This window comes from Streptomyces sp. NPDC104307, from assembly GCF_055584045.1.
In genome coordinates this window covers 228,231-251,538 of the sequence record NZ_JBVJMU010000004.1, presented here as the reverse complement: position 1 = coordinate 251,538, position 23,308 = coordinate 228,231, and the positions used below count along the sequence as shown (strand labels likewise).

20 protein-coding genes are annotated in these 23,308 nt (G+C 71.4%); 15 read left to right on the top strand and 5 right to left on the bottom strand.

Annotated features, from left to right (window positions below):
• Positions 1-14: 14 nt before the first annotated feature.
• Complete coding sequence (locus ACZ601_RS14040; RefSeq protein WP_469537026.1) at positions 15-1,538, top strand: alpha/beta fold hydrolase; 1,524 nt, start codon at positions 15-17, stop codon at positions 1,536-1,538.
• A 17-nt stretch (positions 1,539-1,555) separates the two neighbouring features.
• Here the strand turns inward: ACZ601_RS14040 and ACZ601_RS14035 are convergent, their stop codons facing one another.
• On the bottom strand, positions 1,556-3,190 hold the full coding sequence (locus tag ACZ601_RS14035) for an FAD-dependent oxidoreductase (protein ID WP_469537024.1): 1,635 nt from the start codon (positions 3,188-3,190) through the stop codon (positions 1,556-1,558).
• A 276-nt stretch (positions 3,191-3,466) separates the two neighbouring features.
• On the opposite strand from ACZ601_RS14035, the gene ACZ601_RS14030 reads away from it, so the two are divergent.
• From ACZ601_RS14030 to ACZ601_RS14000, 7 genes are all read left to right on the top strand, one after another.
• Positions 3,467-4,588, top strand: coding sequence for a TcmI family type II polyketide cyclase (locus tag ACZ601_RS14030; RefSeq protein WP_440577373.1), 1,122 nt, complete (start codon positions 3,467-3,469; stop codon positions 4,586-4,588).
• 77 nt (positions 4,589-4,665) lie between these two features.
• Positions 4,666-5,100: a cupin domain-containing protein gene (locus ACZ601_RS14025; RefSeq protein WP_440577372.1), complete on the top strand. Its 435-nt coding sequence runs from the start codon at positions 4,666-4,668 to the stop codon at positions 5,098-5,100.
• Positions 5,097-6,365 carry a beta-ketoacyl-[acyl-carrier-protein] synthase family protein gene (locus ACZ601_RS14020; protein ID WP_469537020.1) on the top strand — a complete coding sequence of 423 codons (1,269 nt, stop codon included), beginning with the start codon at positions 5,097-5,099 and terminating at the stop codon, positions 6,363-6,365. Before ACZ601_RS14025 ends, ACZ601_RS14020 begins: the two co-directional genes overlap by 4 nt.
• Positions 6,362-7,609, top strand: a complete 1,248-nt coding sequence (locus ACZ601_RS14015; RefSeq protein WP_469537019.1) for a beta-ketoacyl synthase N-terminal-like domain-containing protein — start codon at positions 6,362-6,364, stop codon at positions 7,607-7,609. The genes ACZ601_RS14020 and ACZ601_RS14015 overlap by 4 nt, the downstream gene beginning before the upstream one ends.
• 50 nt (positions 7,610-7,659) lie before the next feature.
• A complete protein-coding gene (locus tag ACZ601_RS14010) occupies positions 7,660-7,917 on the top strand; it encodes an acyl carrier protein (RefSeq protein ID WP_311307478.1) in 258 nt (85 codons plus the stop codon).
• A 1-nt stretch (position 7,918) separates the two neighbouring features.
• Positions 7,919-8,398: an SRPBCC family protein gene (locus ACZ601_RS14005; protein ID WP_440577369.1), complete on the top strand. Its 480-nt coding sequence runs from the start codon at positions 7,919-7,921 to the stop codon at positions 8,396-8,398.
• An 81-nt stretch (positions 8,399-8,479) separates the two neighbouring features.
• Positions 8,480-8,812: a TcmI family type II polyketide cyclase gene (locus tag ACZ601_RS14000; protein ID WP_469537013.1), complete on the top strand. Its 333-nt coding sequence runs from the start codon at positions 8,480-8,482 to the stop codon at positions 8,810-8,812.
• 75 nt (positions 8,813-8,887) lie between these two features.
• On the opposite strand, the gene ACZ601_RS13995 is transcribed toward ACZ601_RS14000, so the two are convergent.
• The 3 genes from ACZ601_RS13995 to ACZ601_RS13985 all read right to left on the bottom strand — a co-directional run bounded on the left by ACZ601_RS13995 (position 8,888) and on the right by ACZ601_RS13985 (position 12,883).
• Positions 8,888-9,961 carry a methyltransferase gene (locus tag ACZ601_RS13995; protein WP_469537010.1) on the bottom strand — a complete coding sequence of 358 codons (1,074 nt, stop codon included), beginning with the start codon at positions 9,959-9,961 and terminating at the stop codon, positions 8,888-8,890.
• Between the two features lie 35 nt (positions 9,962-9,996).
• Positions 9,997-11,070, bottom strand: coding sequence for a right-handed parallel beta-helix repeat-containing protein (locus ACZ601_RS13990; protein ID WP_469537007.1), 1,074 nt, complete (start codon positions 11,068-11,070; stop codon positions 9,997-9,999).
• Positions 11,071-11,254: 184 nt separating this feature from the next.
• Positions 11,255-12,883, bottom strand: coding sequence for an acyl-CoA synthetase (locus tag ACZ601_RS13985; RefSeq protein WP_469537004.1), 1,629 nt, complete (start codon positions 12,881-12,883; stop codon positions 11,255-11,257).
• A gap of 329 nt (positions 12,884-13,212) precedes the next feature.
• Here ACZ601_RS13985 and ACZ601_RS13980 point away from each other — a divergent pair, with 329 nt between their 5' ends.
• The 7 genes from ACZ601_RS13980 to ACZ601_RS13950 all read left to right on the top strand — a co-directional run bounded on the left by ACZ601_RS13980 (position 13,213) and on the right by ACZ601_RS13950 (position 20,874).
• Positions 13,213-14,013 carry a crotonase/enoyl-CoA hydratase family protein gene (locus ACZ601_RS13980; protein ID WP_469537001.1) on the top strand — a complete coding sequence of 267 codons (801 nt, stop codon included), beginning with the start codon at positions 13,213-13,215 and terminating at the stop codon, positions 14,011-14,013.
• A 15-nt stretch (positions 14,014-14,028) separates the two neighbouring features.
• Positions 14,029-14,997, top strand: coding sequence for a Zn-ribbon domain-containing OB-fold protein (locus ACZ601_RS13975; protein ID WP_469536997.1), 969 nt, complete (start codon positions 14,029-14,031; stop codon positions 14,995-14,997).
• Positions 14,998-16,050 carry a thiolase domain-containing protein gene (locus ACZ601_RS13970; protein WP_469536994.1) on the top strand — a complete coding sequence of 351 codons (1,053 nt, stop codon included), beginning with the start codon at positions 14,998-15,000 and terminating at the stop codon, positions 16,048-16,050. It abuts the gene before it with no gap.
• Positions 16,043-17,209, top strand: coding sequence for a thiolase domain-containing protein (locus ACZ601_RS13965; RefSeq protein WP_440575735.1), 1,167 nt, complete (start codon positions 16,043-16,045; stop codon positions 17,207-17,209). The genes ACZ601_RS13970 and ACZ601_RS13965 overlap by 8 nt, the downstream gene beginning before the upstream one ends.
• Before the next feature lie 67 nt (positions 17,210-17,276).
• Complete coding sequence (locus ACZ601_RS13960; protein ID WP_469536991.1) at positions 17,277-17,684, top strand: ACT domain-containing protein; 408 nt, start codon at positions 17,277-17,279, stop codon at positions 17,682-17,684.
• Between the two features lie 142 nt (positions 17,685-17,826).
• Positions 17,827-18,327 (top strand): hypothetical protein, encoded by a 501-nt coding sequence (locus ACZ601_RS13955; protein WP_073738907.1) that lies wholly within the window; start codon positions 17,827-17,829, stop codon positions 18,325-18,327.
• 306 nt (positions 18,328-18,633) lie between these two features.
• A complete protein-coding gene (locus tag ACZ601_RS13950; protein ID WP_469537605.1) occupies positions 18,634-20,874 on the top strand; it encodes a glycoside hydrolase family 95 protein in 2,241 nt (746 codons plus the stop codon).
• Here the strand turns inward: ACZ601_RS13950 and ACZ601_RS13945 are convergent.
• Positions 20,850-23,063 carry a terpene synthase family protein gene (locus ACZ601_RS13945; RefSeq protein WP_469536987.1) on the bottom strand — a complete coding sequence of 738 codons (2,214 nt, stop codon included), beginning with the start codon at positions 23,061-23,063 and terminating at the stop codon, positions 20,850-20,852. The genes ACZ601_RS13950 and ACZ601_RS13945 overlap by 25 nt on opposite strands.
• Positions 23,064-23,308: the final 245 nt, after the last annotated feature.

Genomic DNA, 23,308 nt, shown 5'->3' with positions numbered 1-23,308 from the left:
TTTGGATGGTTTGCATGCCGACTTTCCACACGTACGACGGAACCGAGCTCGCGTATCACCTCGAAGGACAGGGCACGCCCCTGATCTGCCTGCCGGGCGGGGCCATGCGGGCCAGTACCTATCTCGGACGCCTGGGCGGACTCGACGGCCACCGGCAACTGGTGCTGTTCGATCTGCGGGGCACCGGGGACTCCGCCGTACCGGGCGACACCTCCACCTACCGCTGCGACCGGCTGGTCGACGACGTCGAGGCACTGCGCGAACACCTCGGGCTGGAACACATCGATCTGCTCGCCCACTCGGCGGCGGCGGACCTCGCCGTGCTCTACGCCGCGCGGTACCCGCACGCGCTGCGCCGCCTGCTCCTCGTCGCCCCCACGACACGGGCCGCCGGACTCGGATTCGCCGAGCGCGAGGCCCGCGAGGCCGCCGCGCTGCGTAGCTCGGAACCGTGGTACGAGGAGGCGCTCCCGGCTCTGGAGCAGATCTGGGCCGGACACCTCGACGACGAACTGCGCGCAGCCTCCCGGCCGTTCCTCTACGGCCGCTGGGACGCCGCCGCACAGGACCACGCCGCGTCGTCCGCCTCGCAGATCAACGCCGTTGCCGCACAGGGCTATTACGCGCCGGGCGCCTTCGACCCGGCCGCGACGGTGGCCGCGCTGCACGAGCTGACGTCCCCGGTACTCGTCCTCGCCGGGGAGTACGACGGCGTGACGACCCCCGACCGCGCCGCCGAACTGGCCGCGCTCTTCCCGGAAGCCGAGTTCGCCGTACAGCGTGGTGCCGCGCACTTCCCGTGGCTGGACGACCCCGGGGCCTTCGTCCGCACCGCCGCCGCCTTCCTGGACCCGGACGTGCACAGCGTGCAGGCCGGCGGGACACGGCTCGCCTACCGGGTGTGGGGAGACCCGTCCGCACCGCCGGTCGTGCTGGTCCACGGACGCTGCGACGACAGTCGCACCTGGACCCGGATCGCCGGACAACTGGCCGCCCGGAACCGGGTGTACGCCATCGACTTCCGCGGCCACGGCCTCAGCGACTGGCCCGGCCGCTACTCCCTCGAACTGTTCCGGGACGACCTGCACGCGTTCCTGGAGGCCCGCAACCTGGCCGGGGCCACGGTCGTCGGGCACTCCATGGGCGGCGCGGCGGCCTACCTGCTGGCCGGGCGCCAGCCCGGACTCATCGGCCGGCTCGTCCTGGAGGAGGCCCCGCCGCCCTTCCCGCTCGACCCGCCCCGCGGACCCGTGGAACGCCCCGAAGGCGAGCTCGGCTTCGACTGGCCCGTGGTGCCGTCCATCGACGCCCAGCTCAACGAACCCGATCCGGCGGGCCTGGAACGGCTCGGTGAGATCACCGTCCCGACCCTGGTCATCGGCGGCGGGCCACGCAGCCAGATCGACCAGGAGGACCTCGCCCGGATGACCCGGCGGATCCCCGGCGGCCGGCTCGTCACCATCGACGCCGGCCACCTCGTCCACACCGAACGGGCGGAGGAATTCCTCGCGGCGCTCCGGTCGTTCGGCGTGGCCTGACGCGGCCGCCCGGTCGGTCAGCCCCGGTGCAGCAGCGACACCATGACATCGCGCAGCGTCGCCTCCGCGTCCGCGACGCCCGCCGGTGAACGCCAGGCGACGAACCCGTCGGGGCGGACCAGCACCGCGCCCTCGGCGCTCGTCCCGTGCGCCTCGGCCCAGTCGGCACCGGCCTCCGGCTCCAGATCGCCGCCGGGACCGGTGCCGATTCCGAACGCGTCCAGCCGCACCGACAGCTGGTCACCGACCCGGGCCGCCGCCCGCCGCCACGCCACGTCCGCGCCATCGGTGAGCAGGACGAACGAGCGCTCGTACAGGTCCAGGGTGGAGATCCGCTCCCCGGCGCGCCGGACCCACAGGTGCGGTGCGCGGCTGCCCGGTTCACCCGTCAGCTGCATCCCCTGCGGCACCACCGGCTGATCCGGGGCGACGCCCAGCACCGCACCCTCCACATAGCGGTAGCCCAGCGCCACGTTCAGCATGCCGCCGCGCTTGCCGCCGCCCACGGTGGGCGGCGGCGCGTACCCCGGGTGGCTGTGCTCGCCGGAACGCGCCGAGGCCCGCTCGCTCGTCGCCCGCGCCACCGGCAGCCGCTCCGCCCCGTACGTGTCCAGCAGACCCGGCCCCGCCTCACCGCGCAGCACGGCGGCCAGCTTCCACGCCAGGTTGTGCGCGTCCTGGATGCCGGTGTTGGAGCCGAACGCCCCGGTGGGCGACATCTCGTGCGCCGAGTCACCGGCGAGGAACACCCGGCCCCGTGAGTAGCGGTCCGCCACCCGCTCCGCCGCCTGCCACGGCGCCTTGCCGGTGATCTCCACATCGATGTCCGGTGCGCCGACCGCCTTGCGGATGTGCTCGGCGCACCGTTCGTCCGTGAAGTCCTCCAACGTCTCGCCCCGGTCGGGCTGCCACGGCGCGTGGAACACCCACTGCTCCTCGTTGTCCACCGGCAGCAGGGCGCCGTCCGCCTCCGGGTTGGTCAGGTAGCAGACGATGAAGCGCCGGTCACCGAGCACATCGGCGAGCCGGCGGGAGCGGAAGGTGATACTCACGTTGTGGAACAGGTCGCCGGCACCCGAACGGCCGATGCGCAGCTGCTCGCGGACCGGACTGCGCGGGCCGTCGGCGGCGATGAGATAGTCCGCCCGAACGGTGGTGTGCTCGCCCGTCTCCCGGTTCTTCAGGACCGCCCCGACACCTGAGCCGTCCGCGTCGAACGACAGCAGTTCGGTGGAGAACCGCAGGTCACCTCCTTGCTCCCGGGCCCGGTCCAGCAGCGCGGGCTCCAGGTCGTTCTGGCTGCACAGACACCAGCCCGTCGGGCTGAAGCGGGCCAGTGCGCCACCCGGGTCGATTTCCTTGAACAGCCACTCCTGGTCCTCACCGGTCAGCGAACCGGCCTGGAGGATGCCGTGGTTCTCCGCCAGCACCGAGGCGGCCGCCCGGATCCGCTCCTCCACCCCCGCCCGGCGGAAGACCTCCATCGTGCGGACGTTGTTGCCCCGGCCGCGCGGATGCGTCGAGGTGGCCGCGTGCTTCTCGACCAGCAGATGCTCGACGCCGAGCCGGCCGAGGAAGAGGGACGCGGACAGGCCCACCAGGGATCCGCCCACGATGAGGACCGGTACGTGGAGGTCGACGTTCTCGTTCATGAGTTGCTCCAGCTCGGACGCCGTACAGATGCAGTGTCCATGCCCCTGCCGGAGCCCTCTCGGAGCGGTTCGGACGCCCGCTCACCTGAACGGTTCATAAATCTCGCGTCAGCCGGACCAGCGTTTCACGATCGGTGACGGAGACGACGCCCGCGGTCCGGGGCGGACCGTGCGCAGCTGCCGGGAGACTCCCCGCTCCGATTCCACTCGACAGCCACCGGTTACCCAGCGAACCGGCGGGCCGGGCCGCCCCACCGTCTCGAAGGAGTTCGAAAGATGACCACCACCCTCTCGGAACGGACCTCCCAGTCCGCCTTCGACGGATCAAGGCTGCGGGTCATCCTGCTGCTTGACCTGCACGACGGCGCCCAGAAGCAGTTCCTGGACGCCTACGAGGACATGCGCAACCAGGTGGCCTCCATCCCCGGCCACATCAGCGACCAGCTGTGCCAGTCCATCGAGAACCCCTCCCAGTGGCTCATCACCAGCGAATGGGAGAGCGCCCCGCCCTTCCTGGCCTGGGTCAACAGCGAGGAGCACGTCGCCACGGTCCAGCCCCTGCACAGCTGCGTGCGCGACACCCGCTCGCTGCGCTTCAGCGTGCTGCGCGAGACCGGCGCCGCCTTCGAGGAGAGCTTCGAGCCCGCCAAGGGCGGCCTGCAGGCCGCGCCCCGCCTCGGGGACGGGATCGTGCGCCACGCGCTGACCTTCACCGTGAAGCCTGGCACCGAGGAGAGGGTCGCGAAGATCCTCGCCGACTACGACCCCCCGAAGGCACGGGTCGACGAGCACACCCGGCTGCGCCGCACCTCGCTCTTCATGCACGGCAACCGTGTCGTGCGCGCGGTCGAGGTCGAGGGCGACCTCCTCGCGGCCCTGCGCCACGTCTCCCGGCAGCCGGAGATCCGGGCCGTCGAGGAAGCGCTCAACCCGTACCTGGAGCAGGACCGCGACCTGGCCGACCCCGACTCCGCCCGGATGTTCTTCACCCGCGCGGCGCTGCCCACCGTCCACCACGTGACGACGGGCCGCCACCCGGACCGGGACCTCAAGCGCCACGCGCTCTTCTACCAGGCCAAGGAGGGCTGCGGCATGGCCCTGGCCCGCCTCCTGGCCGAGCACGACGAGGAGGAGGCCGACGACCCCGGCAGCCCCATCGACAGCAGCACCATCTTCCAGCGCGACGACGTCGTCGTCCGCCTCCTGGAAGTGGACGGCCCCCTCGACGCCCAGCCCGACCGGTCGCTGGGTATCCACGGCCCCGGCAAGGCGGCCCGGCTCGCCCGCCTCCTCGACGGGGAGGCGAACCCCGTGCCCACCGGCGACCAGGACGCCATGCGCTTCCTCGGCCGCGCAGGGATGCACCTGATCACCGACCGGCGGGCCGCGGAGTCCTGAACCGCGTACCCAGCAGAGCGGGGGGTTCTCGCTCGACCCGTCGACACAACGCGCAACGCGCCAGGAGGAAGACACTCATGACCACGCACCGGCCACGCATCGTGGACCTCAGTGAGACCCAGCCCAACACCAGGCGCGGAGGCGACCTGCGCGCCCTGCTCACTCCGACGGCCGTAGGCGCCACCAGCGGCTTCATGGGACTGGCCACCATCCAGCCCGGCGACCGCATCGCGGAGCACTACCACCCGTACTCGGAGGAGTTCGTGTACGTGGTGAACGGGCTCCTGGAGGTCGACCTGGACGGTGAGCCGTACGCGATGCGGCCCGACCAGGGGCTGCTGATCCCGCTGAACGTACGCCACCGCTTCCGCAACGTCGGTGACACCGAGGTCCGCATGGTCTTCCACCTCGGCCCCCTCGCCCCCCGCCCGGAGCTCGGACACGTCGACACCGAGCAGACAGAGGCCCCCGAGCAGGGCGCGCCGCCAGAACGAACCGAGGCCGCCTCATGACCCGGCGGGTGGCGGTCACCGGGGTGGGGGTCGTCGCTCCGGGCGGGATCGGCGCACCGGCCTTCTGGGACCTCCTGGCCAACGGCCGCACCGCGACACGCGGCATCACGCTCTTCGACCCGGCCGGCTTCCGGTCCCGGATCGCCGCCGAGTGCGACTTCGACCCGGCGGCCCACGGCCTTGACGAGGACGAGGTCGCCCGCTCCGACCGGTACGTCCAGTTCGCGATGGTGGCCGCCCGCGAGGCACTCGCGGACGCGGGCCTGGACCAGGAGCGCACCGACCCCTGGCGGATGGGCGTCTCGCTCGGCACGGCAGTCGGCGGAACCACCCGGCTGGAGCACGACTACGTCGCGGTCAGCGGCAGCGGCGCGCGCTGGGACGTCGACCACCGTCCGGCCGGGCCCCATCTGGAGCGGGCGTTCTCCCCGAGTTCGCTGGCCTCCGCCGTCGCCGAGCAGGTCGGCGCGCACGGCCCGGTGCAGACCGTCTCGACGGGCTGCACCTCCGGTCTCGACGCGATCGGCTACGCCTTCCACTCCATCGAGGACGGCCGCGTCGACGTCTGCGTCGCTGGGGCCTCGGACTCCCCGATCACCCCGATCACGGTGGCGTGCTTCGACGCGATCAAGGCGACCTCCGCCAACAACGAGGACCCGGAACACGCCTCCCGGCCCTTTGACTCCCGCCGCGACGGCTTCGTGATGGGCGAGGGCGGCGCCGTACTCGTGCTGGAGGAACTGGAGCACGCCCGCGCCCGGGGCGCGACGGTGTACTGCGAGATCTCCGGCTACGCCACCTTCGGCAACGCCTACCACATGACCGGGCTGACCCCGGAGGGCCTGGAGATGGCCGAGGCCATCAACCGGGCACTGGGCCATGCCAGGATCGACGCGTCGGACATCGACTACGTCAACGCGCACGGCTCGGGCACCAAACAGAACGACCGGCACGAGACGGCCGCCGTGAAGCGGGCGCTCGGCGCGCACGCCCACGACGTACCGATGAGCTCCATCAAGTCGATGGTCGGCCACTCGCTCGGCGCGATCGGGGCGATAGAGATCGCGGCCTGCGTACTCGCGCTGGTCCACCAGACGGTACCGCCGACGGCGAACTACGAGTCCCCGGACCCCGAGTGCGACCTCGACTACGTGCCGCGCACCGCACGCCCGCTGAAGCTGCGCAGTGTTCTCTCCGTCGGCAGCGGCTTCGGTGGCTTCCAGTCCGCTGTCGCCCTGACCAGAACCGGTGGGAGGACACCATGAGCACCGACAAGGCCCGGCAGACCGTCATCACCGGCATCGGCGTCGTCGCCCCCAATGGCACGTCCACCGAGACCTTCTGGAAGCGGACGCAGGAAGGCATGAGCGTCCTGGACCGGGTCACCCGCGAAGGGTGCGAGGAGCTCCCGCTGCACGTGGCCGGCGAGGTCAGGGGCTTCGACCCGGTCAGCCTGATCGAGGAGCGCTACCTCGTCCAGACCGACCGGTTCACGCACTTCGCGATGGCCGCGGCGGACATGGCCCTGGACGACGCCCGGCTGGGCCGCGCCGACTACGAGGACAAGCCGTTCAGCGTGGGCGTGGTCACCGCCGCGGGGTCCGGCGGCGGCGAGTTCGGCCAGCGCGAACTGCAACGGCTGTGGGGCCAGGGATCCAAGTACGTCGGCCCCTACCAGTCGATCGCCTGGTTCTACGCCGCGAGCACCGGCCAGATCTCCATCCGGGGCGGCTTCAAGGGGCCTTGCGCGGTGGTGGCCAGTGACGAGGCCGGCGGCCTGGACGCCATCGCCCACGCGGCCCGGTCCGTCCGGCGCGGCACCGACGCGGTGGTCGTCGGCGCGGCGGAGGCCCCGCTCGCGCCGTACTCCGTCGTCTGCCAGCTCGGATACCGCGACCTGAGCGCCGGCGAGGACCCGACGCGGGCCTACCGCCCGTTCACCTCTGACGCCTGCGGATTCGTGCCCGCGGAGGGCGGCGCGATGTTCGTGGTCGAGGAGGAGGGCGCGGCCCGGGAGCGCGGCGCCCGGGTCAGGGCCGAGATCGCCGGTCACGCGGCCACCTTCACCACCGCGATGCGCTGGGAGGAGTCCCGCGAAGGGCTCGCCCACGCCATTGAGGGGGCGCTGCGGGAGGCCGGCTGCGCGCCCGAGGAGATCGACGTGGTCTTCGCGGACGCCCTCGGCGTACCCGCCGCGGACCGTGCGGAGGCGCTGGCGCTGGCCGACGCGCTCGGTGCGCACGGCACGCGGGTTCCGGTGACGGCGCCCAAGACCGGTACCGGGCGGGCGTACTGCGGCGCCCCCGTCCTCGACGCGGCGGCCGCCGTGCTCGCCATGGAGAACGGTCTGATCCCGCCGACGCCGAACGTGTTCGAGGTCTGCCACGACCTCGACGTCGTCACCGGACGGGCCCGTGCCGCCGAACTGCGGACCGCGCTCGTGCTCAGCCGCGGCCTCATGGGCTCCAACGCGGCGATGGTGCTGCGGCGCCCCGCCCGCGGCGCGTGAGAGCCCACCGAAAGTACCCGCGAGATCCCGCGAGAAGGAAGAAGCACCTCATGACCGACCGACTGACCTACGACGAACTCGCCGCCCTGATGAAGAAGGGCGCCGGACTGACCGTCGACCCCCGGGAGATGGAGAACCGCTCCGGCACCGCCTTCGACGAGTTCGGCCTCGACTCCCTGGGCCTCCTCGGCATCGTCGGCGTGCTGGAGAACCGGCACGGACAGCCGCTGCCGGCCGACGCCGACCGGTGCAAGACGCCCCGCGAGTTCCTCGACCTCGTCAACAACAGCCTCATGACAGGAGCCTGACGTGTCCGGACACACCGAGAACGAGATCATCATCGCCGCCCCCCTGGACCTCGTCTGGGACATGACGAACGACCTCGCGAACTGGACAGACCTGTTCAGCGAGTACGCCGCCGTCGAGATCATCGAACGCGACGGCGAGCGGACCACCTTCCGCCTGACCATGCACCCCGACGAGAACGACAAGGTGTGGAGCTGGGTCTCCGAGCGCACCACCGACCGCCGCGCCCGCAAGGTCCGCGCCCGTCGCGTCGAGCCCGGCCCGTTCCAGCACATGGACATCCACTGGGAGTACTCCGAGGTCCCCGGCGGAACCCGCATGCACTGGGCGCAGGACTTCGCGATGCGCCCGGACGCCCCGGTCGACGACGCCTGGATGACCGACAACATCAACCGCAACTCGCGCGTCCAGATGGAGCTCATCCGGGACAAGATCGAGCAGCGCGACCGTGAGCGCCGCTCGGCGTCCGTCACGGCCGGCTGACGTCCCGTCCGCCGACGGTCCGGCCGCACCCGGCACCCGTGCCGGGTGCGGCCGGACCGGGTATCAGAAAGGCACCACCCGATGCACCACGCACTGATCGTCGCCCGGATGGCACCGGAGTCGGCGCCGGACATCGCCGAACTGTTCGCCGCCTCCGACAGCAGCGAGCTGCCGCACCTGGTCGGCGTCACCCGGCGCAAGCTCTTCCAGTTCGGCGACGTCTACCTGCACATGATCGAGTCCGAGCGGCCGCCGGGACCGGAGATCGCCAAGGTGACCGAGCACCCGGAGTTCAGGGGACTCAGCGACCGGCTGACCGCCTTCATCAGCCCGTACGACCCGCAGACCTGGCGGGGCCCGAAGGACGCGATGGCCCAGGAGTTCTACCGCTGGGAGCGCGACGACTCCGCCTGACGACGACGATCGCCCCGGGCCCGGCCTCTCGGCCGGGCCCGGGGCGATTCGCGTGCGCTCGCCGCGACGGCGGAATCAGTCCGGGACCACGCATTCGAACGCGTGGAGGTAGGGGTTGACCTGCCGGACCTCACCGATGAGCAGCCCGGCCTCCGACAGCCGGTCCACCAGACTCTGCCGGGTGTGCTTGGCGCCGCCGACGTTCAGCAGGAGCAGCAGGTCCATGGCGGTGGTGAACCGCATCGAGGGGGTGTCGTCGACGAGGTTCTCGATGACGACGAGCCGGGCCCCCGGACGCGCCGCCGCGACGACGCTGCGCAACGCGCGGCGGGTGCTGTCGTCGTCCCACTCCAGGATGTTCTTGATGATGTAGAGATCGGCCGCCACCGGGATGCCCTCACGGCAGTCCCCGGCCACGATGGCGGTCCGCCCGGCCAGCGGGCCGCCGTCCCGCAGCCGTTCGTCGGCCCGTGCCACCACACCCGGCAGGTCCATCAGGGTGCCGCTCACCGAGGGGTGCTTCTCCAGCAGGCTTGCCAGTACGTGCCCCTGACCGCCGCCGATGTCGGCGACCGAGGACACCCCGGTGAGATCGAGGAGGGCCGCGACGTCCAGCGCGGACTGCACGCTGGACGTGGTCATGGCCCGGTTGAAGACCTGGGCCGACTCGTGCGCGTTCTGGTGGAGGTAGTCGAAGAACTCCTTGCCGTGCACGTCCTCAAAGACATTGCGGCCGGAGCGCACCGCGTCGTCCAGCCGGGGCCAGACGTCCCAGGTCCAGGGCTCGGTGCACCAGAGTGAGATGTACCGGAGGCTGTTCGGGTCGTCCTCGCGCAGCAGCCGCGACATCTCGGTGTGGGCGAACGCGCCGTCCGGGGTCTCGGTGAAGATGCCGTAGCAGGACAGGGCGCGCAGCAGCCGCTCCATCGGTACCGGTTCGGTCTTCACCGCCGCGGCCAGCTCGGCGGCGGTGGCCGGTGTCTCGCCCAGCGCGTCCGCGACACCGAGCCGGCAGGCGGCACGCACGGCGGCGGCGCAGGCGGCGCCGAACACGATCTCGCGCAGCCGCATCGCGGGCTGCGGTGCGGCCGCGGCGGCGGGCGGGCCGGGAGCGGTGGCGGGGGTGGGGGTGGTACTCACGGTGGTCATGCGCTCTCGCTTCTCCTCGTACGGGGGCGCACCGGTCAGCACATTCCGGCCGGTGCGGACGTCGTGCAGACGTTGCCGGTGAAGTCGTTGCCCGTGCCGGTGTCCTCGTTGGCCAGGTCGGCCGGCTGGTTGCCCGTGACCACGTTGCCGGTGATGGTGTTGTCGGTGTTCTTCGCTCCGACGAAGCTCTTGAACAGCACGACGCCGCCCGAGAGCGGGGTGGCACCCACGTTGTCCCGGATCACGTTGGAGCGGACCTGGGTCGTCTCGGTGCCGGTGAGGACGATGCCGGAGCCCTGGAGGGCGGGCAGCCGGTCGGAGGCATCGCAGAACTTGTTGTTCCCGGTGATCCGGTTGGACCGGATGGTCATGGCGCCGGCCTTCGGTGTTCCCTCGTCGCCCACGACGAACACGCCGGTGCAGTTGGCGGTGAGGGTGTTGTCGTCGACGAGCAGGTTCCGCACCCGGCGTGCGGTGAACCCGATCCGGTTGTCGGTCAGCGTGTTGCCCCGGACCCGGGTGCCGAGGGTGTCCGTGGCGCCGCCCTCCTCGTCCACGCTGTTGGCGACGAAGATGCCCGCGTCGCCGTTGGCGCGGGCGGTGTTGTCCCGGATGTCGGAGCGGGTGGAGCGCTGCTGGGCGATGCCCCAGGTGCCATTGGAGCCGGCGGTCACGTCCCGGACCTCCAGCCCGTCCGTCCAGGAGGCCCAGACGCCGTTCTTGGCGAACCCGGTGACCGCGAGGGACCGGACGGACACGCGGTCCACGGTGTGCTGGGCCGTGCCCAGGACGCAGACGCCGCTGCCGGCCTTCGCGCAGGCGTTGTCCGGCTGCGCGCGGCTGGTGTCCGGCACGATGACCGTACGGTCCCCGGAGCCGCGCAGGGTCAGGCCCGGCGTGCTGATGAGCACGCTCTCGCGATAGGTGCCGGGCCGGACGACGATCGTGTCACCGGCCCGTGCGGCGTCCACGGCTGCCTGGATCGACTGGCCCGGATACACCACACGGTCGCCGGCCGCAGCGGCCGAGGCGGACGGAACGGCCGCGCCCAGTCCGGCGGCCGAGACGGCTGCGATGCTCACGAGGGATGTGAAGTGTCGTTTCCTCATGAGCCGAAGCTATGGGCGATCACCCCCCGATGCCACGCAGGGTGAGCGGTTGGGTACCGGACGTGCCCGAATGGCTTACGCCATGCCCCGCGGCCCCCGTCCGCGACGGACGCGGGGCCGCGCACTCGGGTGATATCGGGGCCGCCCGCCAACGCTCGTCTCCGCCGCCGACCCGACCGGTGTCTCAGCCGTCGGCCGGGCGGACCGGAGCGACGACCGAGCGGGCCCACCGGTAGTCGGCCTTTCCGCTGGGGGAGCGCCGGATCTGCGCGGCGATCACCAGGTGCCGGGGGATCTTGTAGCCGGCCAGCCGGGTCCGGCAGTGCGCCTGGACGTCGTCGAGCGAGGGAGCCTGAGCGCCCTCGCGCAGCTGCACCACGGCGGCGACCTGGCTGCCCCAGCGCTCGTCCGGCGCGCCGGCGACCAGCGCGTCGTACACGTCCGGATGGGCCTTGAGGGCCTGCTCGACCTCCTCCGGATACACCTTCTCGCCGCCGGTGTTGATGCACTGCGAACCCCGGCCCAGCACGGTCACGATGCCCTCGGCGTCGACCGTCGCCATGTCGCCGAGCAGCACCCACCGCTCCTCGCCCCTGCGGAAGAACGTCTCCGCGGTCTTGCGGGGGTCGTTGTAGTAGCCGAGCGGTACGTGACCGCGCTGGGCTATCCGTCCCGGCACGCCCGGCTCCGCCGGCTCGAAGGTCGCCGGGTCGACCACCGCCGTACGGGAGTTCATCCGCAGCCGGAAGCCGTTCTCCGGCCCGGAGTCGGCCGTCGCGGTGCCGTTGAATCCGGATTCGGACGAGCCGAAGTTGTTGAGCAGCATCACCGTGGGCACCAGCGCCTGGAACTCCGCCCGTACCGAGTCGGACATCACGGCGCCCGAGCTGGAGACGGAGAACATCGACGAGCAGTCGGTGCCCTTCAGCGGCCCCTTCAGCGCGTCGATCAACGGCCGCAGCATCGCGTCGCCGACCAGCGACACGCTGGTGACCTTCTCCCGCTCGATCGTGCGGAGCACCTCGTGCGGCACGAACTTGCGGTGCAGCACGACCCGCTGCCCGAAGTTGAAGCCGATGAACGCCGTGAGCGTCGAGGTGCCGTGCATCAGCGGGGGAGTGGGGAAGAAGGTGATGCCCTCCCCGCCCGCCGCGACCCGCTCGGCCAGCTCCTGCGGGGTCTTCACCGCCTCTCCGGTCGGCGCGCCGCCGCCGAGACCGGAGAAGAAGAGGTCCTCCTGGCGCCACATCACGCCCTTGGGCATGCCCGTGGTGCCGCCCGTGTAGATGATGAACTGGTCGTCGGGCGAGCGGGGGGCGAAGCCGCGCCCCGGATCCCCGACGGCCTCGGCCGCCGCGAACGCGACGGCGTCCGGACCGGATGCCCCTTCCGGGGGCGCTCCCACCCGGACGAGATGGCGGAGCTTCGGCGCCTGCGGCGCGGCGGCGGCCACGCGCTCGTCGAACTCGGCGTCGAAGACGAGCGCCGCCAGGTCCGCGTCCCGGTAGAGGTAGACCAGCTCCTCCTCCACGTAGCGGTAGTTGACGTTGACCGGGACGATGCGCGCCTTCAGGCAGGCCAGCACCGTCTGGAGGTACTCGACCCCGTTGTACAGATGCAGTCCCAGGTGCTCGCCGGGGGCGATGCCGGCCTCGATCAGATGGTGGGCGACGCGGTTCGCCGCGGCGTCCAGCTCCGCGTAGGTGAGCCTGCGCTCGGCGCCGGTCCCGGGATGGTCGAGGTAGACGAGCGCCTCGCGTTCCGGGACAGCGTCGACGACCGATTCGAACAGGTCGGCAAGGTTGTACTCCACCGTTCCTCCTGACCCCGGTTGCTGAGTGGCCCGGCGGTCATTAGAGCGCCGACCGGCACAAGTGGGAAGGGGCCCCGGCGAAGAAAACTGACTGCCTGTCAGAAAACTATTGAACTGCCTCCCCAACTACTGCAACCTGTTCTAGTGCCGCGTCAGGGAACCTTCGCCCGTCGCGACGCCCGGCACGCACTCTCGCCGCACCGCCCCCGGACCCCGGTACATCCAGTACAGGAGCCCGGGGGCGGCACACCGAGAGCACGCACCGGACGCCGCTCCTACTGGGCGAAGGTTCCCTGACGCGGCACTAGCCTTACGACGGGAGACAGACCATGGGCGGTACGGAACACCTCACCGTGCAGCGCGAAGGCGCCACACTGGTGCTCACCCTGAACAGGCCGGAAGCCAAGAACGCGCTCTCGCTGCCGATGCTGGTCGGCCTGTACGACGGCTGGCTGGCCGCCGACGCGGACGACGGGATCCGCTCCGTCGTCCTCACCGGCTCCGGCGGCTGCTTCTGCGCCGGAATGGACCTCAAGGCCCTCGCGGGTGACGGCATGGACGGCGAGCGCTACCGGGACCGGATGAAGGCCGACCCCGACCTGCACTGGAAGGCCATGCTGCGCCACCACCGCCCCCGCAAACCGGTCATCGCGGCGGTCGAGGGCCACTGCGTGGCGGGCGGCACCGAGATCCTCCAGGGCACCGACATCCGCATCGCGGGGGAGAGCGCCACCTTCGGCCTCTTCGAGGTCAGACGCGGCCTCTTCCCCATCGGCGGCTCCACCGTCCGGCTGCCCCGCCAGATCGCCCGGACCCACGCCCTCGAAATGCTCCTCACCGGCCGCCCGTACGACGCCGCGGAAGCGGCCCGGATCGGTCTGATCGGCCGGGTCGTCCCCGACGGAACCGCGCTGGAAGCCGCCCTCGCGGTCGCCGAGCAGATCAACGCCTGCGGCCCGCTCGCCGTCGAGGAGGTCAAGGCATCGGTGTACGAGACCGCGGAGATGACAGAGACCGACGGCCTCGCCGCCGAACTCAAGCGCGGCTGGCCGGTCTTCGCCACCGCCGACGCCAAGGAGGGCGCCCGCGCCTTCGCCGAGAAGCGCCCGCCCGTCTACCGACGCGCCTGACCCATAGGAGCACCCGTGCCCGACATCCTCAGCGCACCGCTGGTGGTCGAATTCCCCTTCACCCGCTCCCTCGGCCCGGTCCAGAGCGCCTTCCTCACCGGACTGCGCGAACGCACCGTGCTCGGCGTGCGGACCGGCGGCGGCAAGGTCCTGGTCCCGCCCGTCGAGTACGACCCCGTCACCGCGGAGGAGATCCACGAACTGGTCGAGGTCGCCACCACCGGTACGGTCACCACCTGGGCCTGGAACCCGCGGCCCCGCCGCGACCAGCCCCTGGACACCCCCTTCGCCTGGGTGCTCGTACGGCTCGACGGAGCCGACACCGGGCTCCTGCACGTCCTGGACGCACCCGGGCCCGAAGCCGTCCGCACCGGCATGCGCGTCCGCGTCCGCTGGGCGCAGGACCGCACCGGAGCCATCACGGACATCGCCTGCTTCGAGCCGTCCGGGAGCGGGCCCGGCGAACCCGGCGAGCCCGGCCAAACCGGCGAACCCGTCCCGCACGACGGCGAGTTCACCGAACCCGTCACCGGCATCGTCGCTCCCGCCCGGCTCGACTACACCTACACCCCGGGCCGCGCCCAGAGCGCCTACCTGGAAGCGCTGGCGGACCGACGCGTCGTCGGCGAACGCTGCCCCTCCTGCCGCAAGGTGTACGTACCACCGCGCGGCGCCTGCCCCACCTGCGGCGTCGCCACCGACGAACGGGTCGAGGTCGGACCGCGCGGCACGGTCACCACCTACTGCGTCGTCAACATCAAGGCCAAGAACCTCGACATCGAAGTCCCCTACGTCTACGCGCACATCGCCCTGGACGGCGCCGACCTCGCCCTGCACGCACGGATCGGCGGCATCCCGTACGACCAGGTGCGGATGGGCCTGCGCGTCGAACCCGTATGGACCGAGGGAAGCCGCCATCCCGACCACTACCGGCCGACCGGAGAACCGGACGCCGACTACGACGCGTACAAGGAGCTGGTCTAGATGCGGGACGTAGCGATCGTCGCCTTCGCGCAGACCGACCATCTGCGCCGCACCGACGAACTCTCCGAAGTCGAGATGCTGATGCCCGTCCTGCACCAGGTCCTCGACGCGACCGGCCTGCGGACCAGCGGCATCGACTTCACCTGCTCCGGCTCCAGCGACTACCTCGCGGGCCGCGCCTTCTCCTTCACCATGGCGCTCGACGGCGTGGGCGCGCACCCGCCGATCTCCGAGTCCCACGTGGAGATGGACGGGGCCTGGGCGCTGTACGAGGCCTGGGTGAAGATCCAGACCGGCGAGGCAGAGACCGCACTCGTCTACGCGTACGGAAAGTCCTCGCCCGGCCAGGTGCGCGACGTGCTCACCCGCCAGCTCGACCCCTACTACACCGCCCCGCTGTGGCCCGACTCCATCGCACTCGCCGCCCTCCAGGCCCAGGCGCTCATCGACGCGGGCGACACCGACGAGAGCGCGCTGACGGCCATCGCCACCCGCAGCCGAGAGGCCGCGTCGGACAACCCGCACGCCCAGCTCGCCGGAGACGTGCCGGCCGGCGACTACCTCGTGCGGCCGCTGCGCACCGGCGACTGCCCGCCCATCGGTGACGGCGCGGCCGCCGTGATCCTCGCCGCCGGGGACACCGCACGGGCACTGTGCGCGCGGCCCGCCTGGATCCGGGGCATCGACCACCGCATCGAGGCCCACGGCCTCGGAGTGCGCGAGCTGACCGAGTCACCGTCGACCCGGCTCGCCGCCGAACGGGCCGGGGTCTTCGAACGGCCCGTCGACACCGCCGAGCTGCACGCCCCGTTCAGCTCCCAGGAAGTGGTGCTGCGCAAGGCGCTCGGCCTCGGCGACGAGGTCAGCGTCAACCCGTCCGGCGGCGCGCTCGCCGCCAACCCGGTGATGGCCGCCGGGCTGATCCGCCTCGGAGAGGCCGCCGCCCGCATCCACCGCGGTGAGTCGGACCGGGCTCTCGCCCACGCCACGTCCGGCCCCTGCCTCCAGCAGAACCTGGTCGCCGTCCTCGAAGGGGAGAGCACCCATGCCTAAGGAGCCCGTGGCCGTCGTCGGCGTCGGCCAGACCAAGCACGTCGCGGCCCGTCACGACGTCTCGCTCGCCGGACTCGTCCGCGAGGCCGCTGTCGCCGCACTGAAGGACGCCGCACTGACCTGGGCGGACATCGACGCCGTGGTCATCGGAAAGGCCCCCGACTTCTTCGAGGGCGTGATGATGCCGGAGCTCTACCTGGCCGACGCCCTCGGCGCGGTCGGCAAACCCATGCTCCGGGTCCACACCGCCGGCTCGGTCGGCGGTTCGACGGCACTCGTCGCCGCGAACCTCGTCGCCGCCCGGGTGCACCGCACCGTCCTCACCCTCGCCTTCGAGAAGCAGTCCGAGTCCAACGCGATGTGGGGCCTCTCGCTGCCCATCCCGTTCCAGCAGCCCCTGCTGGCCGGTGCGGGCGGCTTCTTCGCCCCGCACGTGCGCGCCTACATGCGCCGGACCGGAGCGCCCGACACCGTCGGCTCGCTGGTGGCCTACAAGGACCGGCGCAACGCGCTGAAGAACCCGTACGCGCACATCCACGACCCGGACATCACCCTGGAGAAGGTCCAGTCCGCACCGATGCTCTGGGACCCCATCCGCTACTCGGAGACCTGCCCGTCCTCCGACGGGGCCTGCGCCATGATCCTCACCGACCGGGCGGGCGCGGAACGGTCACCCCAGCCGCCCGCGTGGGTGCACGGCGGCGCGATGCGCAGCGAACCGACCCTCTTCGCCGGCAAGGACTTCGTCTCGCCGCAGGCCGGCAAGGACTGCGCCGCCGACGTCTACCGGCAGTCCGGCATCAGCGACCCGCGCCGGGAGATCGACGCCGTCGAGATGTACGTCCCGTTCTCCTGGTACGAGCCGATGTGGCTGGAGAACCTCGGCTTCGCGGACGAGGGCGAGGGGTGGAAGCTGACCGAGGCCGGGGTCACCGAACTCGACGGCGACCTGCCGGTGAACCCCTCGGGCGGAGTGCTCTCCACCAATCCCATCGGCGCTTCCGGCATGATCCGCTTCGCGGAGGCGGCCCTCCAGGTGCGCGGAGGCGCGGGGGAGCACCAGGTGGACGGTGCGCGCCGGGCGCTCGGCCACGCCTACGGGGGCGGGGCGCAGTTCTTCTCGATGTGGCTGGTCGGCGCCGAACCGCCCACGCGCTGACCACGCCCGGTCCCGGGCGGCCGCCACCTGCGGTCCGTCCGGGGTCACCGTGGGTAGCCTGACGGGTGTGACCGCTGAGAGAGACCTTCGAACCCTGCTGCGCGAACTGCGCCCGGAGCTGCACCCCGGCCGGTACGTGTTCGCGACCGTGCCCGACGGAGTGGTGCCCGCCGGAGCCTCTCCTGTCGTCACGGTGAGTGAGAGCGAGGGGCTCACACTGGTGCTGCCGGAGCCGGAGGCCGTGGCGGCGGGGCTGAGCCACTCCTACCCCGCGGGCTGGATCACGCTCCGTGTGCACTCGGCGCTGGAAGCCGTCGGGCTGACCGCCGCGGTCTCCCTCGCGCTCACCGACGCCGGGATCAGCTGCAACGTGGTGGCCGGATTCCACCACGACCACCTCTTCGTGCCGCACGACCGGGCCGCGGAGGCCGTCGTCGTACTGGAGAGGCTGGCGGCGGAGTCGGCCGCGCGGTGACCGGGCGCGGAGTCGGACGCGGGTGACCGGGCGCGGAGTCAGCCGCGGGGTGACCGGACGCCGGACGGTTGCCCTCCGGTGCCGTCCGGGCCCCTGCGGGACCGGGCTCCGCGACGTGAGCCCGGCCACGTAACATGTCCGCATGTCCTTCCTCCGCCGCCGTAGCGCCGCCACACCCGCGGGCCCCGACTTCGACGTCCTGGCCATGGACCCCGGAGACTGGCCCGGAAACCTCGGCGCCGGTCTGCTGCCCGCCCCCGACGGCAGCTGTCAGGGCGTCTTCCTCCGCTACGACCTGTTCGGCGGCCGCGGCCCCGCGATGATCATCGGTAACCTCCCGGAGGGCTCGCCCGCCCGCGAGACCGAGGAGGGCCAGGTCCCCTTCGAGGTGGCCCAGCTGCTGCTCGCGCTGGAGAACGACGAGCCGGTCGAGGTCACCGGAACCGAGGACATGCCCGTGATGCAGGGCGACAACCTGCTGATCGTCCGCCGGGTCAAGCTCTCCGAGAGCCGGATCGCCTGCGTGCAGTTCGACCGCAGCGACGGGGTGCTCGTCACGATCGCCAGCTGGGACCGTCCGATCACCGATGACCTGTACACGCTCCTGAAGCCGCTGCCCGCGGAACTCTTCCAGCAGGGCTGAGCCGCACCCCGAGGCCGGGCCGTCGCACAGCCCGCGCTGTCCGGTCCGGCGGCTCCACTTCCACCGCGCACATCCGACCTCTGTCCAAGAGGCGACTTTGTCATTCGTCTTGTCTAAGTAGTCGTCGGACCTCTACCGTCGTTCGGCATGACATCCGGGATGACGCGACGCACCACCATGAAGACTGCGATCGGCGCAACTGGAGCTCTGGCACTGGGAGTTCCGGGCTTGTCCGGTACGGCGACCGCCGCCGGTACCTCCGATGAATCGGTGAAGGTGAGAGACGCGAGGGAGCTGCCGAACCCGGTGCTCCACTACCTCGCCCCGGCCGCCGACTGGGAGAGCGAATCCCTGCCGATCGGGGGCGGCGCCCTCGGCGCGAGCGTCCACGGCACGCTCGCCACCGAACGCCTCACCTTCAACGAGAAGACCCTGTGGTCGGGCGGGCCCGGCTCGGCCGACGGATACGACTTCGGGAACTGGACCGCCCCCAGACCCGGCGCCCTCGACGCCGTCCGCCGGCGCCTCGACACCGAGGGCGCCCTCGGCCCCGACGCCGTGGCCGCCGAACTCGGCCAGTCCCGCCGCGGCTACGGCGCCTACCAGGTCTTCGGGGACCTCCTGATCGATGTGCCGGGCGCCCCGGCCGCCCCCGACGCCTCCTACCGCCGCGCCCTCGACCTGCGTACCGCACTCGCGACCGTCGGCTACACGCGGGACGGGGCCACCCACACCAGGGAGTACTTCGCCTCGTACCCGGGAGCGGTCATCGGCGGACGGTTCACGGCGGACCGGCCGGGACAGGTGACCCTCACGCTGCGCTACACCTCGCCGCGCGGCGACTTCACCGCGGCCGCCACCGGCGACCGGCTCACCGTACGCGGAGCGCTCCAGGACAACGGGCTCCGCTTTGAAGCCCAGCTCCGGGTCCGCACCGAGGGCGGCACCGTCACCGCCGGCGCCGACGGCAGCCTCACCGTCACCGGCGCCGACAGCGCCTGGTTCTTCCTCGCCGCCGGGACCGACTACGCGGACACCTACCCGGACTACCGGGGCGCGGACCCGCACGACAGGGTCACCGCCGCCGTCGACGCCGCGGCCGGCGCCACGTACGAGCAGGTCCGCGACGCCCACACGGCCGACCACCGCGCCCTCTTCGACCGGGTGGCACTCGACGTCGGCCAGCTACTGCCCGACCCTGACCTGCCCACCGACCGGCTGCTCAGCGGATACACCGGAGGGGCCACCCCGGCCGACCGGGCCCTGGAGGTGCTGTTCTTCCAGTACGGGCGCTACCTGCTGATCGCCTCCTCGCGCGAGGGCTCACTGCCCGCCAACCTCCAGGGCGTGTGGAACAACTCCACGACTCCGCCCTGGTCCGCCGACTACCACACCAACATCAACCTCCAGATGAACTACTGGCTCGCCGAGGTCACCAACCTCGCCGAGACCACCGCGCCCTACGACCGCTACGTCGAGGCCATGCGCGAGCCGGGCCGCCGGACGGCGAAGGAGATGTTCGGGAGCGCCGGCTGGGTCGTGCACAACGAGACCAACCCCTACGGCTTCACCGGCGTCCACGACTACTCCACCTCGTTCTGGTTCCCCGAGGCCGCCGCCTGGCTCACCCAGCAGATGTACGAGCACTACCGGTTCAACGGCTCCACCGACTATCTGCGCGCCACCGCCTACCCGGCGATGAAGGAGGCCGCGGAGTTCTGGCTGGACAGCCTGCGCGCCGACCCCCGTGACGGACTCCTCGTCGTCACCCCGAGCTACTCGCCCGAGCACGGGGACTTCACCGCCGGGGCCGCGATGTCCCAGCAGATCGTCCACGACCTGCTGACCAGCACCCTGGAGGCCGCCCGCACCCTGGGCGACGACGCGGCCTTCCGGGGCAGGCTGGAGGCGGCCCTGGACCAGCTCGACCCCGGGCTGCGGACCGGTTCCTGGGGCCAGCTCCAGGAGTGGAAGACCGACCGGGACGACCCGGCCGACGACCACCGTCACGTCTCCCATCTCTTCGGCCTCCACCCCGGACGGCAGATCGAGCCCGGGAGCCAGTGGGCCGAAGCGGCGAAGGTCTCGCTCGGCGCCCGCGGTGACGGCGGCACCGGCTGGTCCAAGGCCTGGAAGATCAACTTCTGGGCGCGGCTGCGGGACGGCGACCACGCCCACAAGATGCTCTCGGAGCAGCTGAAGACCTCCACCCTGCCCAACCTCTGGGACAACCACCCGCCGTTCCAGATCGACGGGAACTTCGGCGCGGCCTCCGGCGTCGCGGAGATGCTGCTGCAGAGCCAGCACGACACGGTCGAGATCCTCCCCGCCCTTCCGGCCGGCTGGCCGGACGGATCGGTGCGCGGACTGCGCGCCCGGGGCGGGTTCAGCGTCGACATCGAATGGGTCTCGGGAACGGCCCGCCGTGTGGTGATCACGGCGAGCCGCACCCGCGAGGTGACGGTCAGCAGCACCCTGTTCCGGAGCGGCACGAAGACCTTCAGGGCGCTCGCCGGGGAGAGCTACCCGCTGACCCCTGAGAGCTGACCGAAGAGCGAGGACACCCGGGCGGAGGACGTGCCGAGCCCCGTGGGACCGCTGAGGTGCCACGGGGCAGCCGCGCCCTGCCGCAGATCCTCCTCGCGATAGCGCCGGCAGCCCCGGTGCCAGATCAGGATGCCCGCGATCCAGTGCTTCAGCTCCAGCACGTACCCCGCCAGGATCTCCCGTGCCTCTTCGTCCAGGCCGAAGTCGTCGTACAGCACCGGGAGTTCGTTCTCGGCGACATGCAGGAACTGCCGCAGCCGCGACTTCATCAGGTCGTACACGAGCCGCATCCCGGTCGGGTAGTCCACCCCGAAGAAGTTCTGCACCACCAGGACGCCGTTGTGCACCTCACCCTCGTACTCGATCTCCTTCTGGTACGAGAAGAGGTCGTTGAGCAGCGCGGCGTAGTCCGCCGCCGCGTTCTCCAGGGAGCACAGCGGGCCGCTGTCGTAGATCTCCGCAGGAACCTTCCTGCCGTGCCCGAGCCGGCACAGACTCATCGTCAGGTCGGATCCGAAGGTCATCCGCCGCATCTCGACGTAGTCCACCGGATCGGGAATCCGGTTCTGCGCCTGGTTCGCCAGCTCCCACACCCAGCTCGCCGTCATGTCCTCGATGCAGGTACGGAAGGCGCGCCGGCCGCTCTCGTCCATCGGCGCCGCCGTGCGCTCCCACAGATCGGCCAGCCCGCGCTCCAGCGCGTTGACCGGCTCGGGCACGCCCGTCCCGTCCAGCGGCATGAACTGCGAAAGACGCGCGTTGGCCACCTTCGCCCCGGCGAGGTCACGGGCCCGCCCGTGCACCACCGGGAACCAGTCGTCGCCATAGGTCCCCCAGGCCAGCCACTGCGACGAGAGATCGAGCTCGTCCGGGCCGGCGTCGGGATGGATCCCCGCCGCGCACAGCGGCAGGTCGATCGCCAGCAGCCGCCGCTCGTCCCAGATGTGCGAGCCGGGCACCCCCGGCTGCGCCTCCAGGATGCCCATCCGGGACGACCAGTCGACGAGCCGCAGCCGGGCCCCTTCCAGGTGCGGGCTGAGCGTTGTGCCGAACGGCAGGTCGAAATCGGGCAGCAGGGACGGGCCGACGTGCTGGTAGGGCAGATACATGTGACTCCGCAGCCTGGCCGATTCCGACCGGGGGGTGAACCGGATCGACGCGGCCGCCATCCCGAGGCCCGGCGTCGCCCGCTCCGAACCTCCGCCGTTCATGTAGCGGCTGGAGCGCATGTGCCACTCGTGGCCGCCGGACTGCCAGTCCTGGAGGCCCTTGACGTAGGCCAGGACCGCCGCCGTCTGCGCGGGATCCAGCGCCTTCTCGGAGCAGAGCGGACCGAGCTCGGTCAGGGCGGTGTTCTCGAACTGCTGGAGCCGCGACGTCAGCAGGTCGTTCACCGCCTCCGCGGCCTCCTGGGTCGAGCACTCCAGGAAGCGCTCAAGAACCAGCACGCCGTTGCTGTTCTCGCCCTCGTCCTCGACCTCGCGCTGGTACGAGAAGAGGTCGTTGCGCAGATGGACGGCGTCCGAGAAGGCGTCGCGCAGCACCCGCAACGCCCGCTCACCGGCCACCGCCTCCGGCACCTCCGCACCGGCCGCGTACTCCACCAGACCCGCCGACCACGGGGCGCCGCCCACCTTGCGGCGCATCTCGATGTACTCGACGGGGTTCGCGATGCGGCCCTCGTTGATGTTCGCGAGCTCCCACAGTGACTCGTTGAGCAGGTTCTTCGTCGCCTCGGCGAACCGGGCCCGCCAGCCGTCGGACATCGCCGGCACGGTCCGCGCCCACAGATCGGCCAGCCCCGCCTCCACCGGGTTCTCCGGCTCCGGCGTCGGCGCGCCGCGCTCCATCGGCATGAAGGCGGGCAGCCGGTCCAGATACCGTTTGCCGCCCTCGCGGTCCGGGGTGCGCTTGAACAGCTCCAGGAAGTGGTCGTCGAAGAAGAAGACCCACACGTACCAGTCGGTCACCAGCGACAGCACCTCGGCCGCGCAGTCGGGGTGGGTGTACGCGCACAGCAGCGCGTAGTCGTGGGAATCGAGGTCCTTCTCCTCCCAGATGCCCGAGCCCTCCAGCATCCCTATGGCCCGCGCCCACCCCTTGGTGTGCTGTCGGGCCTCCTCGACATGAGGATTGAGCCGCGCCGGATACGGAACATAGAAGTCCGGCAGGGTGAAGGGCTGAGCCATGTGCGTACGGCCTTTCGATGAGCCTTCGCGTGAGCGTCACGCGGTTCGTTGTGTCCGCGCGAGCACTACCCTTCGGCCGTTCGGGGCACGCACAACCCTGAATAGTCATACAAAACTTGATGTTGCCAGAAAGTCGTCGCCCACCGCCCTTCGCAGGTCAGAGCACCTGCCAGTGGTCTGGTCCACTGGCTCAACCCCTCGCATCCACAGCGCTCTTGACGACTTCTCACCTCAGGTCACAGAGT